Source organism: Achromobacter maghribensis, assembly GCF_057334215.1.
The window spans coordinates 204935-230528 of record NZ_JBHFII010000014.1; the positions used below are offsets into that span (position 1 = coordinate 204935).

At 64.5% G+C, this 25594-nt stretch carries 21 protein-coding genes and 1 tRNA gene; 13 read left to right on the forward strand and 9 right to left on the reverse strand.

Going from position 1 to position 25594, the window contains the following annotated elements:
• The first annotated feature begins 170 nt into the window (after nt 1-170).
• Nucleotides 171-1388 carry a DUF1444 domain-containing protein gene (locus ACE039_RS06020; RefSeq protein ID WP_448708377.1) on the forward strand — a complete coding sequence of 406 codons (1218 nt, stop codon included), beginning with the start codon at nt 171-173 and terminating at the stop codon, nt 1386-1388.
• Nucleotides 1389-1399: 11 nt separating this feature from the next.
• On the opposite strand, the gene aqpZ is transcribed toward ACE039_RS06020, so the two are convergent.
• Complete coding sequence (aqpZ, locus tag ACE039_RS06025; protein ID WP_448708375.1) at nt 1400-2113, reverse strand: aquaporin Z; 714 nt, start codon at nt 2111-2113, stop codon at nt 1400-1402.
• 195 nt (nt 2114-2308) lie between these two features.
• Entirely contained in the window at nt 2309-2701 is a 393-nt protein-coding gene (locus ACE039_RS06030; protein WP_105557655.1) for a VOC family protein, read from the reverse strand.
• 257 nt (nt 2702-2958) lie between these two features.
• Here ACE039_RS06030 and ACE039_RS06035 point away from each other — a divergent pair, with 257 nt between their 5' ends.
• Nucleotides 2959-3966, forward strand: coding sequence for a Bug family tripartite tricarboxylate transporter substrate binding protein (locus ACE039_RS06035; RefSeq protein WP_485821922.1), 1008 nt, complete (start codon nt 2959-2961; stop codon nt 3964-3966).
• A 1-nt stretch (nt 3967) separates the two neighbouring features.
• Here the strand turns inward: ACE039_RS06035 and ACE039_RS06040 are convergent, their stop codons facing one another.
• The 6 genes from ACE039_RS06040 to ACE039_RS06065 all read right to left on the reverse strand — a co-directional run bounded on the left by ACE039_RS06040 (nt 3968) and on the right by ACE039_RS06065 (nt 11513).
• On the reverse strand, nt 3968-4552 hold the full coding sequence (locus ACE039_RS06040) for a glycerol-3-phosphate responsive antiterminator (protein WP_485821923.1): 585 nt from the start codon (nt 4550-4552) through the stop codon (nt 3968-3970).
• Nucleotides 4553-4554: 2 nt separating this feature from the next.
• Nucleotides 4555-6111 carry an FAD-binding oxidoreductase gene (locus tag ACE039_RS06045; protein ID WP_485821924.1) on the reverse strand — a complete coding sequence of 519 codons (1557 nt, stop codon included), beginning with the start codon at nt 6109-6111 and terminating at the stop codon, nt 4555-4557.
• Complete coding sequence (locus ACE039_RS06050) at nt 6108-7787, reverse strand: glycerol-3-phosphate dehydrogenase/oxidase (protein ID WP_485821925.1); 1680 nt, start codon at nt 7785-7787, stop codon at nt 6108-6110. The genes ACE039_RS06045 and ACE039_RS06050 overlap by 4 nt, the downstream gene beginning before the upstream one ends.
• Nucleotides 7784-9325, reverse strand: coding sequence for an FGGY family carbohydrate kinase (locus ACE039_RS06055; RefSeq protein ID WP_485821926.1), 1542 nt, complete (start codon nt 9323-9325; stop codon nt 7784-7786). The genes ACE039_RS06050 and ACE039_RS06055 overlap by 4 nt, the downstream gene beginning before the upstream one ends.
• A complete protein-coding gene (locus ACE039_RS06060) occupies nt 9322-10779 on the reverse strand; it encodes an MFS transporter (protein WP_485821927.1) in 1458 nt (485 codons plus the stop codon). The genes ACE039_RS06055 and ACE039_RS06060 overlap by 4 nt, the downstream gene beginning before the upstream one ends.
• A gap of 284 nt (nt 10780-11063) precedes the next feature.
• The gene (locus tag ACE039_RS06065; protein ID WP_105557648.1) at nt 11064-11513 is read right to left on the reverse strand and encodes a hypothetical protein; all 450 of its coding nucleotides are present in this window, start codon (nt 11511-11513) and stop codon (nt 11064-11066) included.
• Nucleotides 11514-11824: 311 nt separating this feature from the next.
• Between ACE039_RS06065 and sorA the strand changes: the two genes are divergently transcribed.
• Together sorA and sorB are read left to right on the forward strand one after the other, a co-directional pair.
• Nucleotides 11825-13060 carry a SorA family sulfite dehydrogenase catalytic subunit gene (gene sorA, locus ACE039_RS06070; RefSeq protein ID WP_485821928.1) on the forward strand — a complete coding sequence of 412 codons (1236 nt, stop codon included), beginning with the start codon at nt 11825-11827 and terminating at the stop codon, nt 13058-13060.
• An 11-nt stretch (nt 13061-13071) separates the two neighbouring features.
• Nucleotides 13072-13431 carry a SorB family sulfite dehydrogenase c-type cytochrome subunit gene (gene sorB, locus ACE039_RS06075; protein WP_485821929.1) on the forward strand — a complete coding sequence of 120 codons (360 nt, stop codon included), beginning with the start codon at nt 13072-13074 and terminating at the stop codon, nt 13429-13431.
• Between the two features lie 275 nt (nt 13432-13706).
• Here the strand turns inward: sorB and ACE039_RS06080 are convergent.
• Nucleotides 13707-13793: transfer RNA gene (locus tag ACE039_RS06080), tRNA-Leu, on the reverse strand.
• A gap of 47 nt (nt 13794-13840) precedes the next feature.
• Here ACE039_RS06080 and dapC point away from each other — a divergent pair.
• The 9 genes from dapC to ACE039_RS06125 all read left to right on the forward strand — a co-directional run bounded on the left by dapC (nt 13841) and on the right by ACE039_RS06125 (nt 25568).
• Nucleotides 13841-15037: a succinyldiaminopimelate transaminase gene (dapC, locus tag ACE039_RS06085; RefSeq protein WP_313461725.1), complete on the forward strand. Its 1197-nt coding sequence runs from the start codon at nt 13841-13843 to the stop codon at nt 15035-15037.
• 24 nt (nt 15038-15061) lie between these two features.
• The gene (gene dapD, locus ACE039_RS06090) at nt 15062-15883 is read left to right on the forward strand and encodes a 2,3,4,5-tetrahydropyridine-2,6-dicarboxylate N-succinyltransferase (protein WP_105557644.1); all 822 of its coding nucleotides are present in this window, start codon (nt 15062-15064) and stop codon (nt 15881-15883) included.
• A complete protein-coding gene (dapE, locus tag ACE039_RS06095; RefSeq protein WP_485821930.1) occupies nt 15883-17100 on the forward strand; it encodes a succinyl-diaminopimelate desuccinylase in 1218 nt (405 codons plus the stop codon). The genes dapD and dapE overlap by 1 nt, the downstream gene beginning before the upstream one ends.
• Nucleotides 17101-17210: 110 nt before the next feature.
• Nucleotides 17211-18107, forward strand: coding sequence for a 50S ribosomal protein L3 N(5)-glutamine methyltransferase (gene prmB / locus ACE039_RS06100; RefSeq protein ID WP_105557643.1), 897 nt, complete (start codon nt 17211-17213; stop codon nt 18105-18107).
• Nucleotides 18104-20038: an ABC-F family ATP-binding cassette domain-containing protein gene (locus ACE039_RS06105; protein WP_485810975.1), complete on the forward strand. Its 1935-nt coding sequence runs from the start codon at nt 18104-18106 to the stop codon at nt 20036-20038. Before prmB ends, ACE039_RS06105 begins: the two co-directional genes overlap by 4 nt.
• A 123-nt stretch (nt 20039-20161) precedes the next feature.
• A complete protein-coding gene (locus ACE039_RS06110) occupies nt 20162-20650 on the forward strand; it encodes an RNA polymerase sigma factor (protein WP_105557641.1) in 489 nt (162 codons plus the stop codon).
• Nucleotides 20650-21573 carry a FecR family protein gene (locus ACE039_RS06115; RefSeq protein WP_485821931.1) on the forward strand — a complete coding sequence of 308 codons (924 nt, stop codon included), beginning with the start codon at nt 20650-20652 and terminating at the stop codon, nt 21571-21573. Before ACE039_RS06110 ends, ACE039_RS06115 begins: the two co-directional genes overlap by 1 nt.
• A 147-nt stretch (nt 21574-21720) precedes the next feature.
• A complete protein-coding gene (locus ACE039_RS06120) occupies nt 21721-24345 on the forward strand; it encodes a TonB-dependent receptor plug domain-containing protein (RefSeq protein ID WP_485821932.1) in 2625 nt (874 codons plus the stop codon).
• A complete protein-coding gene (locus ACE039_RS06125) occupies nt 24345-25568 on the forward strand; it encodes a cytochrome-c peroxidase (protein WP_485821933.1) in 1224 nt (407 codons plus the stop codon). The genes ACE039_RS06120 and ACE039_RS06125 overlap by 1 nt, the downstream gene beginning before the upstream one ends.
• Nucleotides 25569-25594: the final 26 nt, after the last annotated feature.

Consider the following 25594-nt stretch of genomic DNA (forward strand, 5'->3'; position numbering starts at 1 on the left):
CCCGCCCTTGCTGTACGCTCGACCGGCAATAGGCGGGGAAGCGCAATGATTTCAAACTGAAGGATTCCCTGACTGGGGCGTTATCGCTGGACGCCGTAGGGTTCACTGGCCACAATGACCCGTCGCGGACCGCCGTCGCGCTGTCCGGCACTTGAATCAAAGGCGGTTTCATGGGTTTTTTGGACTTTCTCTTCCGGCGCAAGCCCTCGCCGGACCAGTTCGCCAAGCTGTTCGTCGCCGCGGCGCGGCGCGAAGGCTTCGCGGACGCGCTGACCTACAAAGCGGATGAATTCCGGCTGTTGCTGGGCGAAGGCTCGTACTTCAATCTGCACAACGCCTACCACGCCTATTGCAACACTCGGGGAACCGAACAGACGCGAGCCCTGCGGGGCTTCGTATCGGCGCTGTCCAGCAGTACACAGGGCACGCCGCAGCAGGCTTCCGTCGCGCGGCCAATGCTCAGACCCGTGATCCGCGGCCGCAGCGCGCTGGAAGACGTGCGTTTGCACCACGTCCGCACGGAAGGCAACGATTCGGCATTCCACCCCGCCTTCCGTCCCTTTGGCGACGATTGCGTCGTGCTGTTGGCGCTGGACCATCCCGACGCCATCTCCACGCTGACCAATGGCCCCGAGGCCGCATGGGCGTTGACGTTCGAGCAGGCGCTGGCGATCTCGATCGACAACCTTCGCGACGCGCCCGACCACTTTTCCGAGTTGACGCCTGGCGTCTTTCGCGGCGGTTGGGCGGACGGCTACGACATCAGCCGCGCCTTGCTTCCCGACATGCTTGAACGTGTGCCGGTGCGTGGCCGGCCCGTTTTCATGATGCCGACCCGCGACGTGCTGCTTGTTACCGGAGACAACGATGACGACGGGCTGATCGCCATGGTGGAATTCAGCCTGCAGGCATTGCACCAGGGGCGAGTCGTCAGCGCGCACATGTACCACTATGACGACCGCGGCCCCGTACGCTATCGGCCCGCCAGCCCGGCCCTGGCGCATCGCCTGGCGCACCTGGCGCGCTTGCTGGACAAGTCGGAATACGACGCCCAGAAAGAAGCGTTGGACCATATCCATGAAGAACAAGGCATGGATATCTTCGTGGCCAACTACAACCTCTTCACGCAAGACGACGATCCCGCCACATCGTTCTCGCTGGCGTCATGGACGCGAGGCGTGGACACGTCCCTGCCCAAGGTCGACAGGCTGGCACTAGTGCGCCCGGACGCCGAAGACGAGATCGGCGAAGTCCGGGTGGTGTCCTGGGAACAGGCCGCGCATCTGCTGGAACCCCTGCTATCCGAGGAAGCCGGCTATCCAGTCAGGTACCGCACGCGCGGCTTTCCCGCTGACGCGCAGTTGGCGCAGCTGGACGAGGCGCCCTAGCGCACCGCAGGCTAGCCCTTTTCCGCCGCCGGATCGCTAACGAGGCGATAGGCGATGGCGCCGATGATGGCGCCCGCGATCGGTGCGACCCAGAACAGCCACAGCTGCTCGACCGCCCATCCGCCGACGAACAACGCCGGCCCGGTTGAACGCGCCGGATTCACCGACGTGTTGGTGACGGGAATACTGATCAGGTGGATCAACGTCAGCGCCAGGCCAATCGGAATGGCGGCAAAGCCGGCTGGCGCGCGCTTGGACGTGGCGCCAAGGATCACGAACAGAAAGCCGGCCGTCATCACCACTTCGGTTACCAGTGCGGACAGCAGCGAATATTTGCCGGGCGAATACGCGTCGTAGCCGTTAGCCGCAAAATGACTGCCCTTGAGGTCGAAGCCCAGCTTGCCGCTGGCGATGCAAGCCAGCACCGCGGCCGCAACAATCGCCCCCAAGACCTGGGCGATCACGTAGGGCAGGATTTCCTTGGCGGGGAAACGTCCCCCGGCCACCAGACCGACAGTGACCGCCGGGTTGAAATGCCCGCCGGAAATGTGTCCCACCGCGAACGCCATCGTCAACACGGTCAGGCCGAACGCCAGCGCCACGCCCGCGAAACCGATACCCAACTCCGGAAATCCGGCCGCCAGCACGGCGGCGCCGCACCCTCCCAACACGAGCCAGAACGTGCCGAAAAACTCCGCGCCGCAACGCTTTGAAAGCGAATACATGTCAACTCTCCGAATAGAAAAGTCCAAGGTATCGCGCAGCGAAGATCAAGACTTTAAAGAACTGAAAATCTTGACAGTTCTTGTCCGGACCGGCGTCAGCGCTCTGGCATTCCTGACGGCAAGCCCCCGGTTTGGATCCGGGGATCGTGGAAACGGGCGATGCCGAAAAGCCCGGCTTTTCGCGCTAATCCCGAATTAGCCATGCATGGGTGTGCACAGCTCCACGAGCGTGCCGTCGGGGCAGCGCAGATACGATACCACCTGGCCCCAGGGCTTTGCCGTCGGCGCGTTGAGTTCAGTGGCGCCCAGCGACACCGCACGGGCGTGCGCGGCGGCAACATCGTCCGTCACGAACGCCACTTCCATGCCCAACGGTTTGGCGGATGACGAGGCTTCGACGTGCCCGGTGCTGAAGTTCATGGCGCCCAATTCATGCGCGGCGAACGACAACGTGGTGTCGCCCGTATCGAGTTCGCCGTAAGTCTGGGATTCGTGCAGAAACCGGCGCGGAAATCCGAAGGCGCGTTCGAAAAACGCCAGTGATGCCGCAACGTCCGGCACATAGACGATGGTGTATCCAAATTTCATTGATCTGCCTTGTAGTGAGTCAGCGGGCCCCGGGACATCCCGGGGTGGGAGTTCCACATGGCATTGAATCAAATAACTGGATATATATCCAGATACGCCACGATGAACCGACCGCAGCCGTCAAATTATGTTTGACACCATGTCAACCACAGACAGCATTGTCAAAGAAACGTAGCAAGGCAAGAATCGCCGGATAAGCGCGATGGCGTCCGGGCCTCTCCCGAGCGGACAAACGCGCAACTTCCGGAGACAAGCCCATGACCGCGCACGCCCCTTGCCTGCCGCGCCGCCAGTGGTTGAAACAAAGCATCGGGAGCCTGGCCGCGCTTGGCCTGCCCGGTGTCTGTTTCTCGCAAGACGCCTGGCCGGCCAAACCCATCAAAATCGTGGTGCCCTATAACGCCGGCGGCGCCACCGATATCGTGGCCAGGCTGGTGGCGGAACGGCTATCCGCCGCGGTCGGACAACCGGTTCTGGTCGAGAACCGCGGCGGCGCGTCCGGCATCATAGGCACTGACGCGGTCGCCAAGGCGGCCCCGGACGGCTATGCCCTGACCGTGTCGCTAAGTTCATCGCTGTTGTTGAACCAGTTCCTGTACAAGAGCCTGCCCTACGATACCGGCCGCGACCTGGTGCTGATCTCGCAAATTGCGATGGCGCCCGTAACCCTCGTCGTTCATCCCAGCGTGCCCGCCCGCAATGGCCCGGAACTGCTTGACTACGTGCGCCGCAACCCGGGCAAACTGGCTTACGGCTCTTGGGGCGTGGGCTCCTACGCGCATCTGGGAGGCGCCTATCTGAGCGAAACGCAACGGGCCGATATGACGCACATCGCCTACAAGGGCGAATCGCCAATGCTGCAAGACCTGATCGGCGGGCGGATCCAGATGGCGTTCGCCAGTGCGCTGGGTGCCAAACCCTATGTCGACAACGGCAGGCTGGCGCTGATCGGCGTCACCGGCGAACAGCGCATGCAGGTGCTGCCCGACTCGCCGACCCTGGCCGAGCAAGGCCTGACGGACGATGCCTACCGGGTGGTCGGGTGGGTGGCGATAGCGGCGCCCATCCAGACGCCCAAGCCCGTCGTGGCGCGCCTGGCCAGCCTGATGCAGACCTTGACGCGCACGCCCGACATGCAAGAGCGCCTGAGCGCGATGGGCTTCATCGCGCTGGGCAACACGCCCGAGGCCTTCCTGGCGAACTACCGGGGCGAGTACGCGGTGTGGCAGGAACTGGTGCGCAAATCCGGCGCCCGCCTGGACTGAGTCAGCCCTTGAGCTGGCGCGGGTCCAGGCTCCACAGGCCGTGGTCGCTGGTCGATACACCCACCGCGCCGTGCTTCATCGCGATGCCGATATCCGTCTGGTTGCAGACGAATCCCGAGGCCACGATGGGCGGCAACGCCTTCAGGTCCTGCTCCGCCATGTGCGTCAGCATCGGCGCCGGCATCAGTTGAACCAGGTTGGGGTCGCTTTGCTCAAGGGCCTTGACGCTGCGCGGCCAGGTGGAACGGTCGGTCACGAACACCTTCTGCATCGTGACCATGCCCGCCCGGTTGGCGCGCTGGATGGTGGCTACCCGCGTGGACACCAGGCTGGCCACGCCGATGTCCGCCAGGTATTCCACACCGCCCTTGTCTTGCGACAGGCCTTCGCAGCTGTCTATGTTGACGATCGCGAACTTGCCCGCCCGGTTCAAAGCCGCGATCACGGGCGCCAGCTTGCGCAGTTCCACGTTGGCAACGATGCCGATTTCGGCCACGCTGCTCACGAAGGTATTGATCTGCTCAAGGCCGTACATCGTCGCGATGACGGGATGACGCGCCAGACATGCCCCGAATGACCTATCCATGGTTATCGATCTTCCTGACCGTAAAAGCGCTGATCGCTTAGCCCCAGCTTGCCGGGGTTAAGGATGTTCTGCGGATCCAGTGTGCGCTTGATCGTGCGCAGCACCTCGAACGCGCCGCCCAGCGATTCCTGCATGTACGGCGCGCGCAACAGACCCACCCCGTGATGGTGGCTGAGCGCGGCATTATATTTAATCAGCACGGCGTTGGCCGCATCCCAGGCCGCGCGATACCACTGGGCACGCCGCTCCACCTCGACTTCGCCGCGCAATGAAAAGTACAGGCAGGCACCGTCGACATACGCGTGCGACTGATGCGCGGAACCGGCCAGCGTGCCGGGCACCGCGTTTACCGCCGCCACCACCTCTGCGTAGATGGCAGGCAGGTCGCTCCAGCGGCCTGCCATTTCCAGCGTGTCGGCGACGAACCCCGGGCTGCGCTTGAACCCTTCGGCGCTCTTGCCGGTCAGATAGCGGGTTTCCAGCCAGCGTTCGAAGACCGCCTCGCCATCCATTTTTTCGCCTAGCTCCTTGCACACGCCCTCGCTGATCTCCATCACGGCGTCCACGATCTGCCGCGCCCCTTCGTCGGCCACCAGCAGCACGTTCAAGTCCGGGCGGTTGAACTGCACGCCGCTTTCCAGTTCGTCGTACAGCCGCAGCGCCGCCGGATTGGCGCCTCGCTGCATGATTTCGCGGCACGCGTCGAGACCGATGGCGAACGTCTTGAAGCCATAGGCGATGGCGCGGCCATAATCCGGCAGGCGATGCAGCTTCAAGCGCAGCCGCACGATCACGCCCAGCGTGCCTTCCGAGCCGATGAAGACCTGTTGCAGGTCGGACCCCACCGCCGCGCGCGAGTACCCGCCCACGGTGATCAGGCTGCCATCGGCCAGCACCACGTCCATGCCGAAGACCATGTCTTCGATCTTGCCGTAGCGCGTGGACAATTGGCCCGCGCCGCGGCACGCCGCCCAGCCGCCGACGGTACTGATGCCGAACGACGACGGCCAATGGCCCATCGTCAGGCCATGCTCTTTCTGGATCGTTTCTTCGAACACATCGCCGAACATGCCGGCCTCGACCTCGACGATCTGGCTTTCACGGTCTATGCCGATCAGTTTGTTCAATTGGCAAACGTCCAGCACGATGCCGCCACGCACGGGCAAGGCAGCGCCCGTGACGTTGCTGCGGCCGGCGGACACGGTGACAGGAATGGCGTCCGCGTTGGCAATGCGCATCACGGCCTGCACCTGCTCTACCGTCGACACCTTGACGATCACCGCCTGCGGGGTGGCGGGTTTGCCCCCCGTTTCCGACACCATCGATGCCGCCCACCAGTCTCGGGTCCAGGCCACGACGTTGGCGGTGTCGGTCAGGACTTCGTCCGCCACGTGCCGCAAGGCGTCGATCCGCGCCTGCGGCACGCGTACCGGATCGCGCTGCATTCCGGGCTCGGAGCCGGTCACGCTGAGTGCCGCCGCATAGGCGGGCGGCGTGTGCGCGCCCACGACGTAATTGCCGCGGTTGTAACCGCGCTTGATGGCTTCTTTGCTGATCATTCCTTGTCTCCCATGAGTACGGATTTTTCGTGTTTGACGGCAGCCAGGTAGTCATTGACCTGCTGCGTGATGTGTTCGGGCGCAAGGCCCAGTTCGGCTTGCAGGATCTGCCCCACCCGCGCCGCGGCCAGCGCCGATGCGTCGCGCGCCATCAGGCGGGCGCGCATCCGGCGGGACAGCACGTCCTCGACCGTCGCGGCCAGCTCATGGCGCACGGCGTAGAGGGCTTCGGCCTCGGTATAGGGCAGGCCCTGGACAATGGGCGCCTGCAGCGCTGGCGACGCTTGCATCAAATCGCTGACAAAGCGCGCCTCGGTGCCATAACGTTCGCCCAGATGCGCCGACATGCCACCTGAGGCCACGATGGCCTGCGGGTCATACCCCGCCGCCCCCAACAAATAGGCCTTCTTCGTCTGGCAAGGGTTGCGCTGGCCAATGACCTGCTGCGCGGCGTCGATCGTCTGCTCGGCCATGTGCCGCGACGTGGTCAGCTTGCCGCCCACGATCGTGACCAGGCCATCCGCCCCCACGCGAATTTCGTGGTTACGCTTCATCTCCAGCGTCTTGCCGCCGGCCGGGCCGACCAGCGGGCGGCAGCCGGCGATGCTGCCCACGACGTCCTCGGGCTGCAGGTCCGTCTTCAATGCGGAACGCGCGCCTTCCAGCAGGAAGTCCAGTTCGCGGCGCGTGCAATAGACATCGTCCAGATCGCCTTCATAGTCTTCGTCCGTGGTGCCCAGATAGGACACGTTGCCCCAGCGCGTAATGGTCGCGCGGCGGCTGCGGCCCGGCACCGGAATGGTGACCGTGCAATCGTTGCGCACCTTCAGCCAGGGCACGGCCACGTGCACGCCTTTGGCAGGGCGCACCTGCAACGCGGAGGCATCGCCCCGCTTCGCTCCGCTCCAATCGCGCAACCACACACCCGTCGCCATGATGACCACGCCAGCGCGCGCGCGAATCTCTTGCTGACCGGCCTGCACGATCACGCCGTCCACCTTGCCCTGGGCGTTGCGCGTCACCTCGATCGCCTTCGCGTGATTGATGACCGTCGCGCCATGAAAGGCGGCCGTGCGCGCCACGGCCAGGGTCAGGCGGGCGTCGTCCACTCGCGCATCGAAGTACAGGAACCCGCCTAACAGCCCCTCTTCCTTGAAGGTCGGGCAATGCGACAGCACTTCCGCGGCGGTCAATTTCTGATGCAGGATGCCTTCGCGCCAGCCGCCCGCCATGTCGTAGGTCCACAGCAGACTTTCAAAGGCCTTGGCCAGGCGCTTGTCGAACACCCCGTCCCGCTCCAGGATCGGAAACAGGAATGGCAAGCGCTGCACCAAATGCCGCGCGTTACGGCGCAGCCGCTGGCGTTCGTGCAGGGAATGGCGCACCAGGCCCAGGTTGCCCTGTTCGATGTAGCGCAACCCGCCATGCACCATCTTCGATGATTTGGACGATGTGCCCGACGCGAAATCGTCCTTCTCGATCACTGCCACGCGGTAGCCGCGCAGACTGGCGTCCAAGGCCGCATACACGCCGGTAATGCCGCCACCCACGATCAGCATGTCGTACTGCTCACTGCCCAACCTGTCCAATTGCTCTTGCCGCATCAGACGTAATGGCTCGGTGTTCGTCATATCGGCCCGGTCCTTCCTGGGCTTTCTGGATAGCCAACCGATCATTTGTGCAACGCCTCCTCTTTTTCCTGCTTGAACTGTCTGACATGACCCAATTCAGATCCCACCCGCGCGTGCCACAAGGCCCGTCGCCGCGCACGCTCATTCGCGTCGATGGTCGGTTCGAATACCGCGTCGGTCGCGATGGTCTGGCAAGCCTCGCGCAGCGAGGGCCACAACAGTCCGGAGGAGCCCGCCAGATACGCAATGCCGCGCAGGCTGGCCCGGTCCGATTCCTGCATGCGGCGGATGGGGATGCCGATCAGGTCCGCCTGGATCTGCAGCAAGGGATCGCTGCACGACAAACCGCCGCCCACCACCAATTCGGACACCCGCACACCCGACACGGCTTCATCCGCCTCGATGCAGCTGGCCACGGAATGCGCGATGCCTTCCAGAATGGCGTAGGCAACGTCGGCCTGCGTCGTCGCCATGGATACGCCGGTAAGCGACGCGCGCGCGGCTGCCTCCATCCGCGGAACGCGCAGTCCCGTCAGCGCCGGCACGAACGTCACCCCTTGCGGGGAGCTCACCGTGGCGGCCAGCGCACTGATCTCGCGCGCATCCGCGAACCACTTCAGCTTTTCGCACACCCAATTCAGGGCCGAGCCGGTTGTGGCCACAAACGTCTCGACGGCAAAATGCGACACCCCGTGCTGGCGTCGCGCGGTCATCGTCAACGACCCTTCGGACAGGCCGGAATTCACAGGCGGCTCGGGCCCGATGATCAGGTCCACGAAGCTGCCCGTGCCATGCACGCACATCGCCTGCCCGCGTTCCAGGCACCCCAGGCCGATAGCGCCCGCATGCTGGTCGCCCGCCGACGCCAGGATCGGCACGTCGATGCCCAGCACGTCTGGCCGCGTCCGCCCGAAGTCGTCCGCATCCTGCCGCAAGGCGGGCAAGAGCTCGAACGGAAAGTCCAGCGCCTGCGTCCACTCCAGGTAGTAGCTGTGATCCGCCAGCACATAGGCCCCGGCCGACGTGGCGTTGGTCGGCGTGGTCACGACCTCCCGCCGCTGCGAGAAATGCCACAGCAGCCAGCTGTCCACCGTGCCGAACGCCAGGCGTTTCTCACGCCAGGCCTGCGCCACTTGCGGCGTGTCCCGCAGATGGCGCGCCGCCCAAAGATAGAGCGACCGCACGCCCACAGGACGGCCCACGCGATCCCGCAGGCGCACATCCCACTCGGGCGCCAATTGGTCCAGCTCGTCCACGAAACGCGTGTCCTGCCAGACCATGGCCGGCACCAGCGCGGCGCCCGTCTGCGTGTCCCACAGGACGGCCGTGGCGCGCTGCGTCGCCAACGCCAGCGCGGCGATGCGCTGCCCTGCCCGTTCCGCTTCCGCAATGGTGGCCCGGCAGACGCTGATGGTCTTTTCCAGGATCTCGTTGGCGTCCTGTTCGACGACGCCAGGCCGGGGCGTCTCGACATGCAGCGTCAGATACTCCAGGCAGGACACATGCCCGTCGGCGGACACGGTGGCCGCCCGCGTGCCGGACGTGCCCTCGTCGATGGCCAGAATCACATCGGTGTTTGTCATCGCGCAGCTTTCCCAATGGCGGGGTCCAGGGAGGCCAGGGCGACATCGTCCTTGAACTGCGGCGCGCCGGCTTCCGTGTCGGGATTGATGGTGGTGCGGGTGGGGTCCCACTTGATCACAAAGCAGATGATGCTGGCGATCAAGGGCACGACCGACAGGATCAGGAAAGTCCTTTCCAGGCCGTAGTTCTCGCGGAAAATCGGAAACACCAGCAGGCCGATCGCCGCGCCGGTGGACCCCAGCGCCCCGATGATGCCGTTGGCACCGGCCCGCAACTCGCTGCGAAATGACAGCGACGACAGGCTCTTGCCATTGGCGCCCGGGCCGCCGGAGTGGAACAGGATGAAGAGCGACGGCAACGCGACCGCCAGCCACAGCGGCATTTGCCCATGGAAAGTGCCCAGCACGAGCAGGATCACGAACACCATCGCGAAGCCGAACGCCGATGCGCGCCGCAGGCCCAGTTTGCGGCCGATGTAGGGTGACAGGAAGCCGCCGAAGATGCCGAAGATGTTGAACACCAGCGCGCCGATCGTCGCGTAGATGAAGTCCTTGCCGAACAGCGCCGCGCTGATCAGCGGAAGATACCAGCCGACGGCAAAGTACTGGATCGACTGGCCGATCTGCACCGTGGCCGCCAGGATCGTGCGCGGCAAGTACACCCCGCGAAAGATCAGCAGCACGTTGGCCAGCCCGCGCTTGGCCTGGTTGGTGACCGGCACCCGGTCCGCCAGCGGCGCGGCGGCAAACGCCTGCCCGTAGATCCGCGTCATCGCCTGCGCCGCCTGCTCGACCCGTTCCTTGCGCGCCAGCCAGATGGGGCTTTCGACCATGTAGCTAAGCTGCAGCACCAAAATGACCATGGCGAAAACTGCGGTCGCACCCACCGAATAGCGCCAGATCGAGTCGCCCACGTCCCATGAAAAGAACAGCATCGCCAGCAGCAGGTTCGTGCACACGGCCGTGTACCACATGCCCTGCCAGGTATTCAGGCGGCTCTTGAACTTGACGGGAGTGAACTCGGCCAGCACCGCCATGGCGATGGCGAAGTCGATGCCATACGCCGCGCCCACAAAGAAGCGGCCCGCCAGGATGACTTCGAAGTTGGGCGCGAACATCACCAGCCCGGCGCCGATCACCGCCAGGAACTTGGCGATGATCAAGGGACGGATGCGCCCCCAGCGGTCTGCCATCCACCCGCCGATGGGGTTGAACGCAATGGCTACCCAGGAGGCGAACGAAGTCATCAACGCGACCTGGCCCGCCTTCAGGCCCAGATCTCGGGTCATCGGCCCCAAGCCCGCGCTCAATGCCGAGTTTGCAAACGCATCCAGGAACAGTCCGCCCAGCGCCAGCCACCAAATCAGGCCAGCGCGGCCGGCAATGCCGGGGCGGGAATCGATAAAAGCGATGACATCGTCGATGCCACGTATTTTCACGGTCGATGATTGCACAGTCGTCTCCTCTTGGAATTATTTCTGTAAGAGGTCGACGCAATCTGCACGCGATAAAAGACCACCTTACAGATGGTCTTTTATCTAAATCTGTGCGGTGACTTTATGGGCTGCGCGAGGGGGTGTCAAGCAGATTGGGCATCAGGACAAACCCTGTCCCGATGGGTTTTCCGGGTGCGCCAGACGGGCAGCTGATGGCCCTGTGGAAAGCGGTATCAAGGTATGCAAGAGGCAAATCGGGCAGCCGTGTTGGCCGCCCTTTGTCGGGTGCTGATTATCTCGGGTCAGGCGCCCATCAGAATGCCGAGGCGGCTATTCCAGGTATCGCCATACGCTTTACCGATGACGGGAATGTGGATCAACGGTCTTTTAAGGTCGTTGGTGGAAAACGCGAAATGAACATTCCTGAACGCCAGTCCGCCATTGCCGGAAACCTCGGTCCATTTCAACTGCCACTGCCTGATGTATGAAAAGTCGAGGACCTCGCCCGGATCCTTGGCCCCCGACACCATGCAGAGTTTTCGAGTTTCAGGATCAAACGCAATGACAACTTTCTTGGCCTTGTCGCTAAGAATCAGTTCGCTGTCGACATTGGTTTCGGGGAAAGACGTGCCGAGTCGCTGGTTGTGTTCGCGAAACTTCGCCAGCAACGCTTTATGCCGCTTTTGTTGACGGTGGATTGCCCAGGCGATCAGAGCAACGATGGTTACGACAATGGAGATTAAATCAAACATGGCACTGTTTTCCCTTGGCCTATGGAAGCTGTATCGGCATTAACGGCAACCGGAGCGGAAAACTTGAGCGTCGCGTTGCGTTGGTTCAATGCTTTCCAGGCTTCGCTATTACCCGGGATCGAAGGACGCGGAGCCGCTGTTTGAACGTCCGCCTCGTAGGAAGACGTGCGCGGACTGTACGGATAACGCGATTTTTGGAACGGCCGTTGCGTGACGCCGCAACAATTAACGTGGCCGTCAGCTAGCCCGGCGTAGCCTGATTCGACGGCACCGCGAATCGCCGGGCACTGGAAAACAACGAGGAGACAAGCATGAGCACATTCGATCCGGATGGGCGCCGGCGCTTCCTGCGCCAAGCCTGTACCGTAGGCGCGGCCGGCACGCTGGCGGGCCATGCCCTGGTCAGCCTGGCCGCCCCGGCCACCGTCACGCTACCTTTCGCGAACGGCGAGCGCGACTTGATCGCCTACCCGCAGAAGCGCCCCCTGATCCGCCAGACCTCACGGCCGCCGCAGCTGGAAACGCCGTTCGAGGTGTTCAACGACAGCGTCATCACGCCCAACGATGCGTTCTTCGTGCGCTACCACCTGGGCAACATTCCCACAGCCATCGACCCCGCTACCTACCGGCTGCGCGTCGGCGGGCTGGTAGGCACGCCATTGGAGCTGTCGCTGACCGACCTGAAGCAGCAGTTCGGTGACCCCGTCGAGCTGGTAGCCGTCACCCAATGCTCCGGCAACAGCCGGGGTTTTTTTGAACCGCGGGTGGGTGGAGGCCAACTGGGCAATGGCGCGATGGGTAACGCCCGCTGGGTGGGCATTCCGCTCAAGCGCGTCCTGGAAATGGCCGGCATCCAGGCCGGCGCCCGGCAAATCACCTTCGAAGGCCTGGACCGGCCCGTGCTGCCTGGCACCCCGGAATTCGTCAAGGCGCTGGACGCGGCCCACGCCCTGGACGGCGAAGTCATGCTGGCCTACGCCATGAACGGCGAAGACCTGCCCATGCTCAATGGCTATCCCGTGCGGCTGGTGGTGCCCGGTTATTACGGCACCTACTGGGTCAAGCACTTGGCCGACATCAAGGTGCTGAACACCGAGTTCGACGGCTTCTGGATGCAGAAGGCCTACCGCATTCCCGATAACGACTGCGCCTGCACTCCGGTGGGCAAAGCGCCAGAAAAAACGCGCCCCATCGGCCGCTACAACGTGCGCAGCTTCATCACCAGCCTGGCCGACGGCGCCCGCGTGGCCAAAGCCCAACGCGTGCCGGTGCGCGGCATTGCCTTCGACGGTGGCCGCGGGATTCGCGACGTGCAATTTTCGGCCGACGGCGGCAAGACCTGGCGCGCCGCGGCTCTGGGCGAGGACCTGGGCCGCTATTCCTTCCGCGAGTGGCACGCCGACTTCACGCCCGAGCAGGCCGGCGCCTACGCCCTGAAGGTCCGCGCCACCAATACGGCGGGCGAAACCCAACCCGTGGACCCGCTGTGGAACCCGTCCGGGTACATGCGCAACGTGGTCGAAACCGTGCGCGTCGACGCTGTGTAAGGAGCCCCCCCATGACCCGCCCCGCCCGTCGTCATCCCCACGCCCGCCTGGTCAGGCTGGCCATCGCCCTGGCCGCTATTTCTGCCTGCGCATCCGCCGCCGCCCTGGACATCCAGCTCCCCCCGGAAACCGCAACGCTGCACCCCGGCACCGGCGTCGGTGCCCAAAGCGCGGCCCTATGCCTGATGTGCCACTCGGTCGATTACCTGTCGTCGCAGCCGCCGATGCCATTGGGTTTCTGGGATGCCGAAGTCAAAAAGATGGTCGGCACCTACGGCGCGCCCATTCCGGCCGAGCAAGTGCCGCTGATCGTGCAGTACCTGAATCAAGCCTATCCCCCGCCCCCGCCTGCCGGGTCTCCCAAGCCCTGAGGCCTGGTTTCCCCGGCGCCGCCCTTGCTGACGTTGCCGCGCCATCGGTCCCCGCGCTTGCGGAAAGTGCCCGATTCGTCCCCGTTTGGCGTAGATCCCTGGCGTGGATTTGGCGTGGGGACGTGGCGCTTTATGGGGGGATGCCTGAATGGGGGATGCCTGAATTGGAGGCAAAAGAAAACCCCCGGCGCATTCGAGCGCTCGGGGGTTTATGACATTGTCGGCGCAACACCAACCCACGGCCAAACAACGGCCAAACAACGTCAGGCAATATGTGGTGCGAAGGAGGGGACTCGAACCCCTACACCTGTTACGGCGTCAGGACCTAAACCTGGTGCGTCTACCAATTTCGCCACCTTCGCTAAAGGTCAAGCCCGCTATTGTAGCTTGCTTGTTAAAATCTTGCGTCATGAATCCGCGCCTCGATGCTTTACACCCCTACCCGTTCGAAAAACTGCGCGCGTTGTTGGCTTCCGCCAACGCGCAGCCGGACGGCCTGACGCCCATCAATCTGTCGATCGGCGAGCCCAAGCACGCCGCGCCGGAACGTATCGAACAAGCGATCCGTGACCACATGGGCGGGTTGTCCGTGTACCCCTCCACCAAGGGCGACCCGGCGCTGCGCCAGGCGATCTCTGGCTGGCTGGCGCGCCGCTACAGTATCCCCGCCCCCGACGCGGACACGCAGGTGCTGCCGGCCCTGGGCTCGCGCGAGGCGCTGTTCGCGTTTACGCAGACGGTGATCGACCCGTCGGCGGGTTCGGTGGTCATCTGCCCCAACCCGTTCTATCAAATCTATGAAGGCGCCACGCTGCTGGCGGGCGCCACGCCCTACTTCGTCAACGCCGATCCCTTGCGCAATTTTTCCAGCGACTGGCACCAGGTGCCGGAGGATGTCTGGAAGAAGACGCGGCTGGTGTTCGTGTGCTCCCCCGGGAATCCGGCGGGCAACGTCATGTCGCTGGACGAGTGGGAAACGCTGTTCAAGCTGTCCGACCGCCATGGCTTCGTCATCGCGTCGGACGAGTGCTATTCCGAGATTTATCTGGATGAAGGCAACCCGCCCCTGGGCGGCCTGCAGGCGGCACGCCGCCTGGGCCGGGACGACTACCGTAACCTGGTGGCGTTCTCAAGCCTGTCCAAGCGCTCCAACGTACCCGGCCTGCGCTCGGGCTTCGTCGCCGGCGATGCCGCCCTGATTGGCCGCTTCCTGCTGTATCGCACGTATCATGGCAGTGCGATGAGCCCCCTGGTGTCCGCGGCGAGCGTCGCGGCCTGGTCCGACGAAGCGCACGTGAAGGACAACCGGCGCCTCTACCGCGAGAAATTCGACGCGGTCGTGCCTATTCTTGAAAGCGTACTGGACGTGTCGCGCCCGCAGGCGTCTTTCTATCTATGGGCGGCCACGCCGGGGTCGGATACGGCCTTTGTGCGTGACCTTTACGGCCGCACCGGTGTTACCGTTCTGCCGGGCAGTTTCCTGGCGCGGGAAGCGCATGGCGTGAATCCCGGCCACGGCCGCATCCGTATTGCGTTGGTGGCGCCTTTGGCTGACTGCGTGCAGGCAGCCGAACGCATCGCCCATTTTGTACATACTTCTGTTTGATCAACCTTTAAAAGCTGAGCCGCTATGACTCTCGACCTGCAGACCACCATCGAACAAGCCTGGGAAGACCGGGCCAACCTGACGCCCGCCGACGCCAGCGCCGAAGTGCGCGAAGCGGTGGAACACACCATCGACGGCCTGGATCTGGGCCGCTTGCGCGTGGCCGAGAAAATCAATGACGACTGGGTGGTCCACCAGTGGATCAAGAAGGCCGTGCTGCTGTCGTTCCGCCTGAGCGAAAACGCCATCATGGGCCAGGCCCCGCTGCAGTTCTACGACAAGGTGCCGCTCAAGTTCTCGGAATATGGCGACAACGCCTTCAAGCAAGGCGGCTACCGCGTGGTGCCGCCCGCCGTTGCCCGCCGTGGCGCGTTCATCGGCCGCAACGTCGTGCTGATGCCCTCCTACGTGAACATCGGCGCCTACGTTGACGAAGGCACCATGGTCGACACCTGGGCCACCGTCGGTTCGTGCGCGCAGATCGGCAAGAACGTTCACCTGTCGGGTGGCGTGGGCATCGGCGGCGTGCTGGAACCCCTGCAGGCCAACCCCACCATCATCGAAGACAACTGCTTCATCGGCGCCCGTTCGGAAGTCGTCGAAGGCGTGGTCGTGGAAGAAAACTCGGTGTTGGCCATGGGCGTGTTCCTGTCGCAAAGCACGAAGATTTTTGACCGTGCCACCGGCAAGATCACCTACGGCCGCGTGCCGTCGGGTTCGGTCGTGGTGCCCGGCTCGCTGCCGTCGGCCGATGGTTCGCACAGCCTGGCTTGCGCTGTCATCGTCAAGCGTGTCGACGCGCAAACGCGTGCCAAGACCAGCATCAATGATCTGCTGAGGGCGTGATGAGCAGCACGACCGCACGGCCGCCCGAAGGGCGTGCACCCTCCCCTGGGGAGGCAGCCGCAACGCGGCAGGAGGGCCAACCATCCGGAGCCGTTCTGGATCTGGTCAAGGACCTGATCGCCCGCCCGTCGGTCACGCCGGCGGACGAAGACTGCCAGGCGGCGTTGGCCGCCCGGCTCGAGCGCATCGGCTTCACGTGCGAAACCATCGCACAGGGCGGCGTCACCAATCTGTGGGCCCGGCGCGGAAACGCCGCGCCGCTGACCGTGTTCGCCGGCCACACCGATGTGGTGCCTCCGGGTCCGCGCGAAAAGTGGGACAGCGATCCGTTCGTGCCCACCGAACGCGATGGCTGGCTGTACGGTCGCGGCGCGGCCGACATGAAGAGCTCGATTGCCGCCTTCGTGGTGGCGGCCGAGGAATTCGTGGCGGCCCACCCGCAGCATGGCGGTTCCATCGCACTGCTGATCACGTCCGACGAAGAAGGCCCGTCCATCGACGGCACCGCCATCGTCTGCGACGCGTTGAAAGCGCGCGGCGAAAAGCTGGATTACTGCATCGTCGGCGAGCCGACCTCGGGCGACGTGCTGGGCGACACCTGCAAGAATGGTCGCCGCGGCTCGTTGTCGGGCAGGTTGACGGTCAAGGGCATCCAGGGTCACGTGGCCTACCCGCATCTGGCGCGCAACCCGGTGCACCAACTGGCGCCGGCGCTGGCTGACATCGTCGGCATCGAATGGGACCAGGGCAACGAGTATTTCCCGCCCACGACGTTCCAGGTGTCGAACCTGAACTCGGGCACGGGTGCAACCAACGTGGTGCCGGGCGAAGCCGTGGCGCTGTTCAACTTCCGTTTTTCGACGGCCAGCACGCCGGAAAGCCTGAAGGCCCGCGTGCATGCGGTGCTGGACAAGCACGGCCTGGAATACGACCTGGACTGGGAATTGGGCGGCGAGCCTTTCCTGACCCCGCGTGGTTCCCTGACCGATGCGCTGGTGCAGGCGATTCACGCTGAAACCGGCGTCACCGCGGAACTGTCCACCACCGGTGGCACGTCCGACGGCCGGTTCATTGCCAAGATCTGCCCGCAGGTGATCGAGTTCGGGCCGGGCAACGCCACGATCCACAAGGTCAACGAGCGTGTCGAAGTGGCTTCGCTGGATCCGCTTAAGAACATCTATCGGCGCACGTTGGAAAACCTCCTGCTGGATAAGTGAAACTGCCCCGCGCTTCGTCGGATCGCGACGGCGCGTGGGGAAACGAAACTGCCCCCTCCCAAAGGGGGCGTTTTCCCCTTGGGGTAACCCAGCGGGAAAAAGGTCTAACTATGTATCAATCCGCCCGCCAAGAATTGCTGACCCTGCGCGACCTCATCCGTTATGGGGTGTCGCGATTGAACGGCGCCCAGGTGGCGCTGGGGCATGGCAGCGACAACGCCTGGGACGAGGCGGTCTACCTGACGCTTCACGCCCTGCACTTGCCGCTGGACACGCTGGAGCCGTTCCTGGACGCGCGCGTGGTCCGCGAAGAGCGCGACCGCGTGCTGGACCTGCTGGAGCGCCGCGTGACCGAGCGCGTACCCGCCGCTTACCTCACCAACGAGGCCTGGCTGCGCGGTCATCGCTTCTACGTGGACCAGCGTGTCATCGTGCCGCGCTCGCCCATCTCGGAACTGCTGGACCAGGGCTTGGCGCCCTGGGTGCAGGACGCGACGGCGGTGGAAAACGTGCTGGACATGTGCACCGGATCCGGTTGCCTGGCCATCTTGTCCGCCCTGGCCTTCCCCTACGCCCATGTGGACGCGGTGGACGTGTCGGCCGATGCGCTGGAAGTGGCCCGCCGCAACGTGGACGACTACGGCTTGCAAGACCGGCTGGACCTGCACGAAAGCAATCTGTTCGACAGCCTGCCGGCCCGCCAATACGACGTCATCATCTGCAATCCGCCTTACGTGAACAGCGGCTCCATGGATGTGCTGCCCCAGGAATACCGGCATGAACCGCAGCTGGCGCTGGCTGGCGGCGAAGACGGCATGGACCTGGTGCGCCGCATCCTGGCCGCGGCTCCCCGATACCTGACGCAAGACGGCGTGATCGTGCTTGAAATCGGTCACGAACGCGACTTCTTCGAAGCCGCCTTCCCGCAGTTATCCCCCGTGTGGCTGGATACGGAAGAGGCGTCGGACCAGCTCCTGCTGCTTACCCGAGACCAACTGACCCTGTGATACGCGCTACTGGATTGACCCTGCGCCGCGGTACGAAAGTGCTGCTCGACGGCGCTGAATTCGTCGTTCATCCGGGTGAACGCGTGGGCATCGTGGGCAAGAACGGCGCAGGCAAGTCCTCGCTGTTCGCCCTGCTGACCGGCGCCCTGGACCTGGACGCCGGCACCGTGAACCTGCCCGTCGGCTGGCGCATCGCCAGTGTCAAGCAAGAGCTGGACGCCGACGATCGCCCTGCCCGCGAATTCGTCATTGACGGCGACACGCACCTGCGCGAACTGCAGGCGCGCCGGGCCGCGCTGACCGACGAGCAAGGCACGCAGATCGCGGAAGTGGAAGCCGCGTTGGTGGAAGCCGGCGCCTGGAGCGCGGCCTCGCGCGCGGAACAGCTGCTGGCCGGCCTGGGCTTCAAACCCAACGAATGGATGTTGCCGGTAGAGAGCTTTTCCGGGGGCTGGCGCATGCGCCTGGCCCTGGCAAGCGCGCTGATGGCGCCGTCCGAATTGCTGCTGCTGGACGAACCCACCAACCACTTGGATCTGGACGCGATGTTGTGGCTGGAGAAATGGCTGGGCGCCTATCCGGGCACCGTCATGCTGATCTCCCACGACACCGAATTCCTGGATGCGGTGGCCAAGTCCATCCTGCATTTCGATCACGCCAAACTCGTGCGCTACCGCGGGGGCTATGGCGATTTCCTGACGCAACGCGCCGAGCGCCTGCGGCAGACCAACATCGCCTACGAACGGCAGACCCGCGAAGCGGCCCGCCTGCAAGGCTTCATCGACCGCTTCAAGGCCAAGGCAACCAAAGCCAAACAGGCGCAAAGCCGCGTCAAGGCACTGGCCCGCATGCAGGTGCTGGCGCCCCTGCATGCTGAAGCCGGCATCGACATCCGCATCCCCTCGCCCGATCAGGTGCCGGACCCGTTGCTGACGCTGGAGCACCTGTCCGCGGGCTACACCGATGCGGCGGGCAACGCCGTTCCCATCCTGCGCGATGTCACCTTGATGGTGCGCGCGGGCAGCCGCGTCGGCGTGCTGGGCGCCAACGGCGCGGGCAAGAGCACGCTGATCAAGACGCTGGCCGAAGAGATCCCGGTCCAGGCCGGTGAACGGCGCGCCTCGCGCGGCCTGGCCATCGGCTATTTCCATCAGCACCAGTTGGACATGCTGGACGTCGACAGCACGCCGATCGCGCACCTGGCGCGCCTGGCGCCGGAGACCCGCGAACAGGAACTGCGCAACTACTTGGGCGGTTTCGGTTTTTCGGGCGATACCGTCACCAGCAAAGTCGGACCCATGTCGGGCGGCGAAAAGGCGCGACTCGCGCTGTCTTTGATCGTCTGGCAAAAGCCCAACCTGCTGCTGCTGGACGAGCCCAGCAACCACTTGGACGTGGAAACCCGCGAAGCCCTGGCCGCCGCGCTGGCCGACTTCGGGGGCAGCATGCTGCTGGTCTCGCACGATCGGCACTTGCTGCGCACCACCGTGGACAGCTTCTGGATCGTGGCGGACGGCGCGGTTCGCGAGTTCGATGGCGACCTTGAGGATTACCGCGACTGGCTGGCCGCCCGCAACGCCGGGGAACGCGCGGAAGCCGCGCGTGAAAACGCCGAAGGCAGCGAACCCGTCGTGGACCGCAAGGCGCAGCGCAGGGCCGACGCCGAACAGCGGCAACGCCTGTCCGCCTTGCGCAAACCCCTGGAATCCAGGCTGGCCAAGGTCGAGTCCGAGATGGAAAAGCTGCGGGCCAAGCTGCACGCGCTGGACGCCGTGATCGCTGATCCGGACCTGTATTCGGATGCACGCCGCGCGGAACGCCAGAAGGTCATGGCCGAGCACGGCGAACACGGCAAGCGCATCGACGAGCTGGAAGAGCAATGGCTCGAGATCCAGGGATCGCTGGAAGAAATCGATCAAAGCGAAGCCTAGAACGAGCGTTGCCCGGGCGGCGGGCCTGCCCCGCTGCCCGCATCGGTCTATCTATTAATAATAACCATTATCATTTATACTTCGTCGCGAAATTGACTCCATCTGGCGCCGGGCGCCAGCGACATGTCTACGCTTTCGGACGTATTCCTTCGCCACTACCGCGAACTGCTTGGCTTTCTTTCGATGCGCACCGGCTCACGCGACGTGGCGCAGGATTGCGCGCAGGACACTTGGATCAAGCTGGCGGAATTCAACGACCGCACCCGTCCGGACAATGACCGGGCTTATGTGTTCCGGGTCGCCGCCAACATCGCAACGGACTGGCACCGCCGCCGCACTCGCGAGCTGTCCGCCACCGCGGATTACGCCGCCGCGCAGCCCGTCGCTCATGCCCCCGACACCTACGACGTGGCGTCCGCCCATCAAACCCTGCGCCGCCTGGAATCCGCCCTGCTCGCCCAGCCGCGCCGCAGCCTGGACGTCTTCGTGCTGCACCGTCATGAAGGCCTGACCTACCGCGCCATCGCCGAGCGCTTCGCGATTTCCGTCAGCGCGGTTGAAAAGCACATGATGCGCATCCTGCTGGCCTGCGATCTGGCGCTGGCCGACTGATGGCCACGCGCACGCGCCCGCTCGACCCGGTGGAAGAAGCCTCGCGCTGGGTGATCCGGCAAAGCGAGCAGCGACTGGACGACGAATCGCATGCCGCGTTCGAAGCCTGGTACCGCGCCGACGCCCGGCACGCCGCGGCCTACGACCGCCTGTCGCGCCTATGGCGCCGCATGGGCGAGATCGACCGCGGCAAGCTGGCCAAGCGGCCTGCTCGCAAGTTGCGCGCCGCCGCCATGCTGGCGATGCTGACGGCCGCGTTCGCCGGGTGGTTCGGGTCCACCGATCCCCGGGCACAGGCCGACTACATCGCCGATGTCGGCTTGCGCAACATTACGCTGCCAGACGGCTCCACGGTCGTGCTGGATGCGCACAGCGCGCTGGCGCTGGACTATGCGGATGGCCGCCGCCAGGTCCGCTTGCTGCGCGGACGCGCGCAGTTCGAACCCACGCCCCAGCAGCCCGGCATGGCGCCGTTTTCAGTCATCACCCGCGATGCCTCCACCACCGCATTGGGCACGCGCTTCACGGTCGACCTCGCGAACGGCGGCACGCGGGTCGCGGTGCAAGCGCACCAGGTCGCCGTGCGCTGCCTGCCGTGCGTGGACGAACAAGGGCTGACCTTGTCTGCAGGCGAAGCGGCGCAAGTATCCGCCGCTGGCGTCAAACGCGATGCCGAGACCGGCGCGGCGCAGCCCCCCTGGACCCGCGGCCTGGTCAGCTTCAACGACGTGCCGCTGCAAACGGCGGCGGACGCGTTGGCGCGCTACAGCGCCAAACACATCCTGGTGCTGGGTCAGGCAGCCAAGGCCCAGCGCGTATCGGGCACCGCGCTCGTCGCCGACCCGCTGCGGGCGCTGGAGCTGCTGCTGGCGCAGACGCCGGTCCGGGTGACCGAACTGCCCGGCCTGCTGATCTTGCGCTGACTGTTGTGCTGACTGTTGCGCGGACAGGGACACGCCCCACAACCAATCGGTAAATGAGAATCGATATAAATTATTCATCGAAAAATCGATGAGGGGTTTGGGCGGTACCAACGTCCTACGGCTGACATTACTGCTTAGGACTTCCGCATGTCTTCCCGCTTTCCCACGCGCCGACTTCCCGTTGCCGCCGTCGCCTTCTGCGCCGCGCTGACACTGGCCCACCCGGCACAGGCCCAGACCCGCGCCACGGCTGTTGCCTTCGACATCCCGGCCCAGCCATTGGGCCCTGCCTTGCTGGCCCTGGGCCAGCAGGCGAAGCTGGAAGTGTCGTTCGTGCCAGCGGCCGTCGCCGGCAAATCGGCGCCCGCGCTACGGGGCACCTTGTCGCCGCTGGATGCGCTGGACCAGTTGCTGCGCGGCTCCGGCTTGGCGCTGCGCGGCGACGGTCCCGGCCGCTACATCATCTTCGTCGACAAGACCAACCAATTCTCCGCGTTGCGCCTGGAAGCGGTGAAGGTGTACGGCGAACACAATGACGAACGGGTCTACAGCCAGGAGGAAATCGCAACCAAGCCGACCGGCAACCAGGACCTGACGTCACTGGTGGCGACCCATCCCGCCGTGCGCACGAATACGCCGGCCAACGGATCGACGAACCGCGGCTCGATGAATGTCGAGGACATTTCCTTCCACGGTTCCAGCCCTTATCAAAACCTGTTCCAGATCGACGGCATGGACGCGACCAACCGGGTCGACCCCGCCAGCAAGAATCTGAATTTGCAGATCGCCAATATCCCCAGCAACACGCAGTCCTATTTCGTCGACACGAATCTTCTGGGTGAAGTGCGCGTGATGGACAGCTTTGTGCCCGTTGAATATGGACGTTTCACGGGAGGCGTGGTGGACGCGCGCCTGCGCCGGCCATCAGGCGAAAACCACTTGCAGTTGGACTATCGCTGGAACACGTCGAAGATGACCCAGCAAAAGATCGCCGAGGGCGACGAAACGGGATGGGGCCAGGGCAAGCCGGGATTCTCTCCGGAATGGAAGAAGCGCTTCTACACGGCCATCGGCGACATCGCGATCAATGACAAGACGGGCGCGGTGCTGAGCATGTCGCGGCGCGAATCCAGCATCCGGCGCTGGAACATGGGGGTGGACGGCGATCAGCCCACGCAAGGTGAAGACAACTACAACGACCGCATCGACAACTTTCTGGGCAAGTTCACGGTACGGGCGACGGCGGACACCATCTCGGACCTGACGCTGAAGTACAGCGACCGCCGGGAAACCCTGTCAAGCGACACCTTCCGCGACACGCAATGGGACAACACCCATGCGGCGCGCGGCGTGGGCTGGAACCTGGACCACGCGTTCCAGGGCGGCCGGGCTTCCCTGCAGGCCGGCTGGGACAACGCGCTCAGCAACCGTTCATCCGACGCCACATCGCTGGTCACGCACAAGTTTCCATCGATACCGTTGTACGTGACGGGCGGCTACGGAAAAGAGCAGAAGGAACAGGACACCTGGACGCTGAAAAGCCGCGTCGACCTGGACCCGATACGAACGGGGCCCTTCACCCACACGCCGTATGCCGGCGTGGATCTGCAACGCGTGGGGGTGAATTTCGAGCGCTTCAGCGATTCCTATTCGTACATCGCCACACACGCCGCGGATGGCTCCGAACGCCAAAGCAGCAAAGTGCATAACCTGCGCGGCACCGTCGCAACGAAGTACAACACCGCTTCCTTCTACGTATCGGACCGCGTGGAGCTGGGCCGGGTGGCCTTTACCGGCGCGCTGCGCTATGACCGTGAGACCTTCCTGGGCAACGCCAACCTGTCGCCGCGCACCCGCCTGGACTGGGACGCGTTCGGCAACGGCAATACCGTGATCAGCGGCGGTTGGGCGCGTTACTACGGCTCGGACGTGCTGAACATCGCCCTGGAAGAACGCATCAACACCCTCAGGCGCCAGGTATTGGACCGCAACGGCAATCCGGTGGCGGACGGATCCAAGCCCTACTACGTGTCCTACGAAGGGTTGCGCACTCCTTACGACGACGAATGGGCCCTGTCGGTCAGGCAGCGAATGGGCAGCATCGAAGGGACGGCGGCATACGTGCATCGCAATGGGCGCGATCAGGTCAGCAAGGCAGGCAACAGCGTCCAGGGTTATCGCTATCTCAACGATGGCCAGTCCACCACGGACACTCTCAGCCTGACGTTGCGGACGCTGGAACCTTGGCATCTGATGGAGACCCGTTGGACCGCGCGCGCTGACTGGAGCTATCAAAAACGGAAGGTCAACGCGGACTTGGTCGAAGGCTATGAGGGCTCGGCCCGCGACCCGGATGAGTACATTCTTTACGACGGCGAGCGCATGCGTGCCATCGATCTTCCGCCTACGTCGTTCCATCAGCCCAGGAAGGCCTCGCTTTCCTTGACGGGCATCTGGCCCAGAGCCGGACTGACTTGGGACAACAGCCTCCAGTGGCGCAGCTCGCGCATGACCTCCGTCTATGTGGGTTACGGTCCGCGCCCCGAATCACTGCAAAGCTACCGCAGCGCCCGCCTTGCCTCGTACTGGACGTGGGACACGCGCCTGATCTGGGAGCCCACCTTCGCTCGCAACGTCGCCTTCACGCTGGATGTCTTGAACGTGTTGAACAAGACGCCGGCCATCACCGCCACCAACCCGAATCTGACGACCAACCGAAGCACCTACCAGGTCGGCCGCGAGATCTGGGTGCAAGCCAGCTATCGCTTCTGATGCGCCGCGCCTTCCTACGCCGCTGCCTGGCCGGGGCGGCTACCGCCGTTGTCCTGGCCACCGGCACAATTCCCGTCGCGTTCGCCGATAGCGCCCCCGCCCCTGCATGCCGCGATGGCGATACCTGGGACATGGCTTGTCTGCGCGAGCGCTATGCCGGCCCCCCGGCTCGGTGGCCGGCCCCAACCATCGATCCCGGTATCACGTGGACGGAATGGACCACGGTGCCGCCCGTGGACGCGCCGCCGCAGTCCTGGATGGCAGCGAATGCCGGGCGCGATGAACTGGCGCGCGATGTCCGGAAACCCGAGATCGTGGCGCTGGGGCAGATGCTGTTCTTCGATGCGCACTTGTCCCGCAAGGGGCAAGTGTCTTGCGCGTCCTGCCACATGCCACAGCGCGCGTTCAGCGATGGCCGTCCGTTGGCGCTGGGAGAGGACCGGCTGATGGGCAGGCGGCGGTCGCCCTCCTTGCTGGCGTCGCCCTTCGCGCCCCGCCTGTTCTGGGACGGACGCGCCGACACGCTGAAAGCGCAGGTGCTGGGCCCGGTACAGGATAGCCGCGAGATGAATCACGACTTGGCGAGCGCCATCGCGCGCCTGCAGGGCTTGCCGCCCTATCCCACGCAGTTCTTGAAGGCGTTCGGCCCCGCAGCGGAAGACACAGCGCCGGACTCGGCCCCCGCATCCATGTCCAACCGAAGCGTCGTCGACAGCGACCGGTTGGCGCGCGCCCTGGCGGCCTATGTCGCCACCCTTCGTCCGCAAGCCTCGCGCTTCGACGCCTTCCTTCTGGGAGACCAGACCGCCCTGAACGATAGGGAACTCCAGGGCATGCATCTGTTCCGCACGCAAGCACGCTGCATGAACTGCCATAGCGGCGCGATATTGACGGACCACCAGTTTCACAACATTGGCCTGTCGTTTTATGGCCGGCGTAATCAGGATCTGGGACGCTTCGAAATCACCCGCGACCCGGCCGACCTGGGCAAATTTCGCACGCCCAGCCTGCGCAACGTCTCGCAGGGAGGGCCGTGGATGCACAACGGCCTATTTGCCGATCTGAAGGGGTTGCTGCGGATGTACAACGCGGGCATGGGCCGGGACGCTGCGCCCGCCGATCCGCCGGATCCGTATGCACCGCCCAAGTCCAGGCACATCCGGCCGCTGGATCTCAGCGCGGACGACATCGACGCCTTATTGGCGTTCATGAAGGTCTTGTAGGGAAAGGGAAGGGGGGGCCCCAGGGC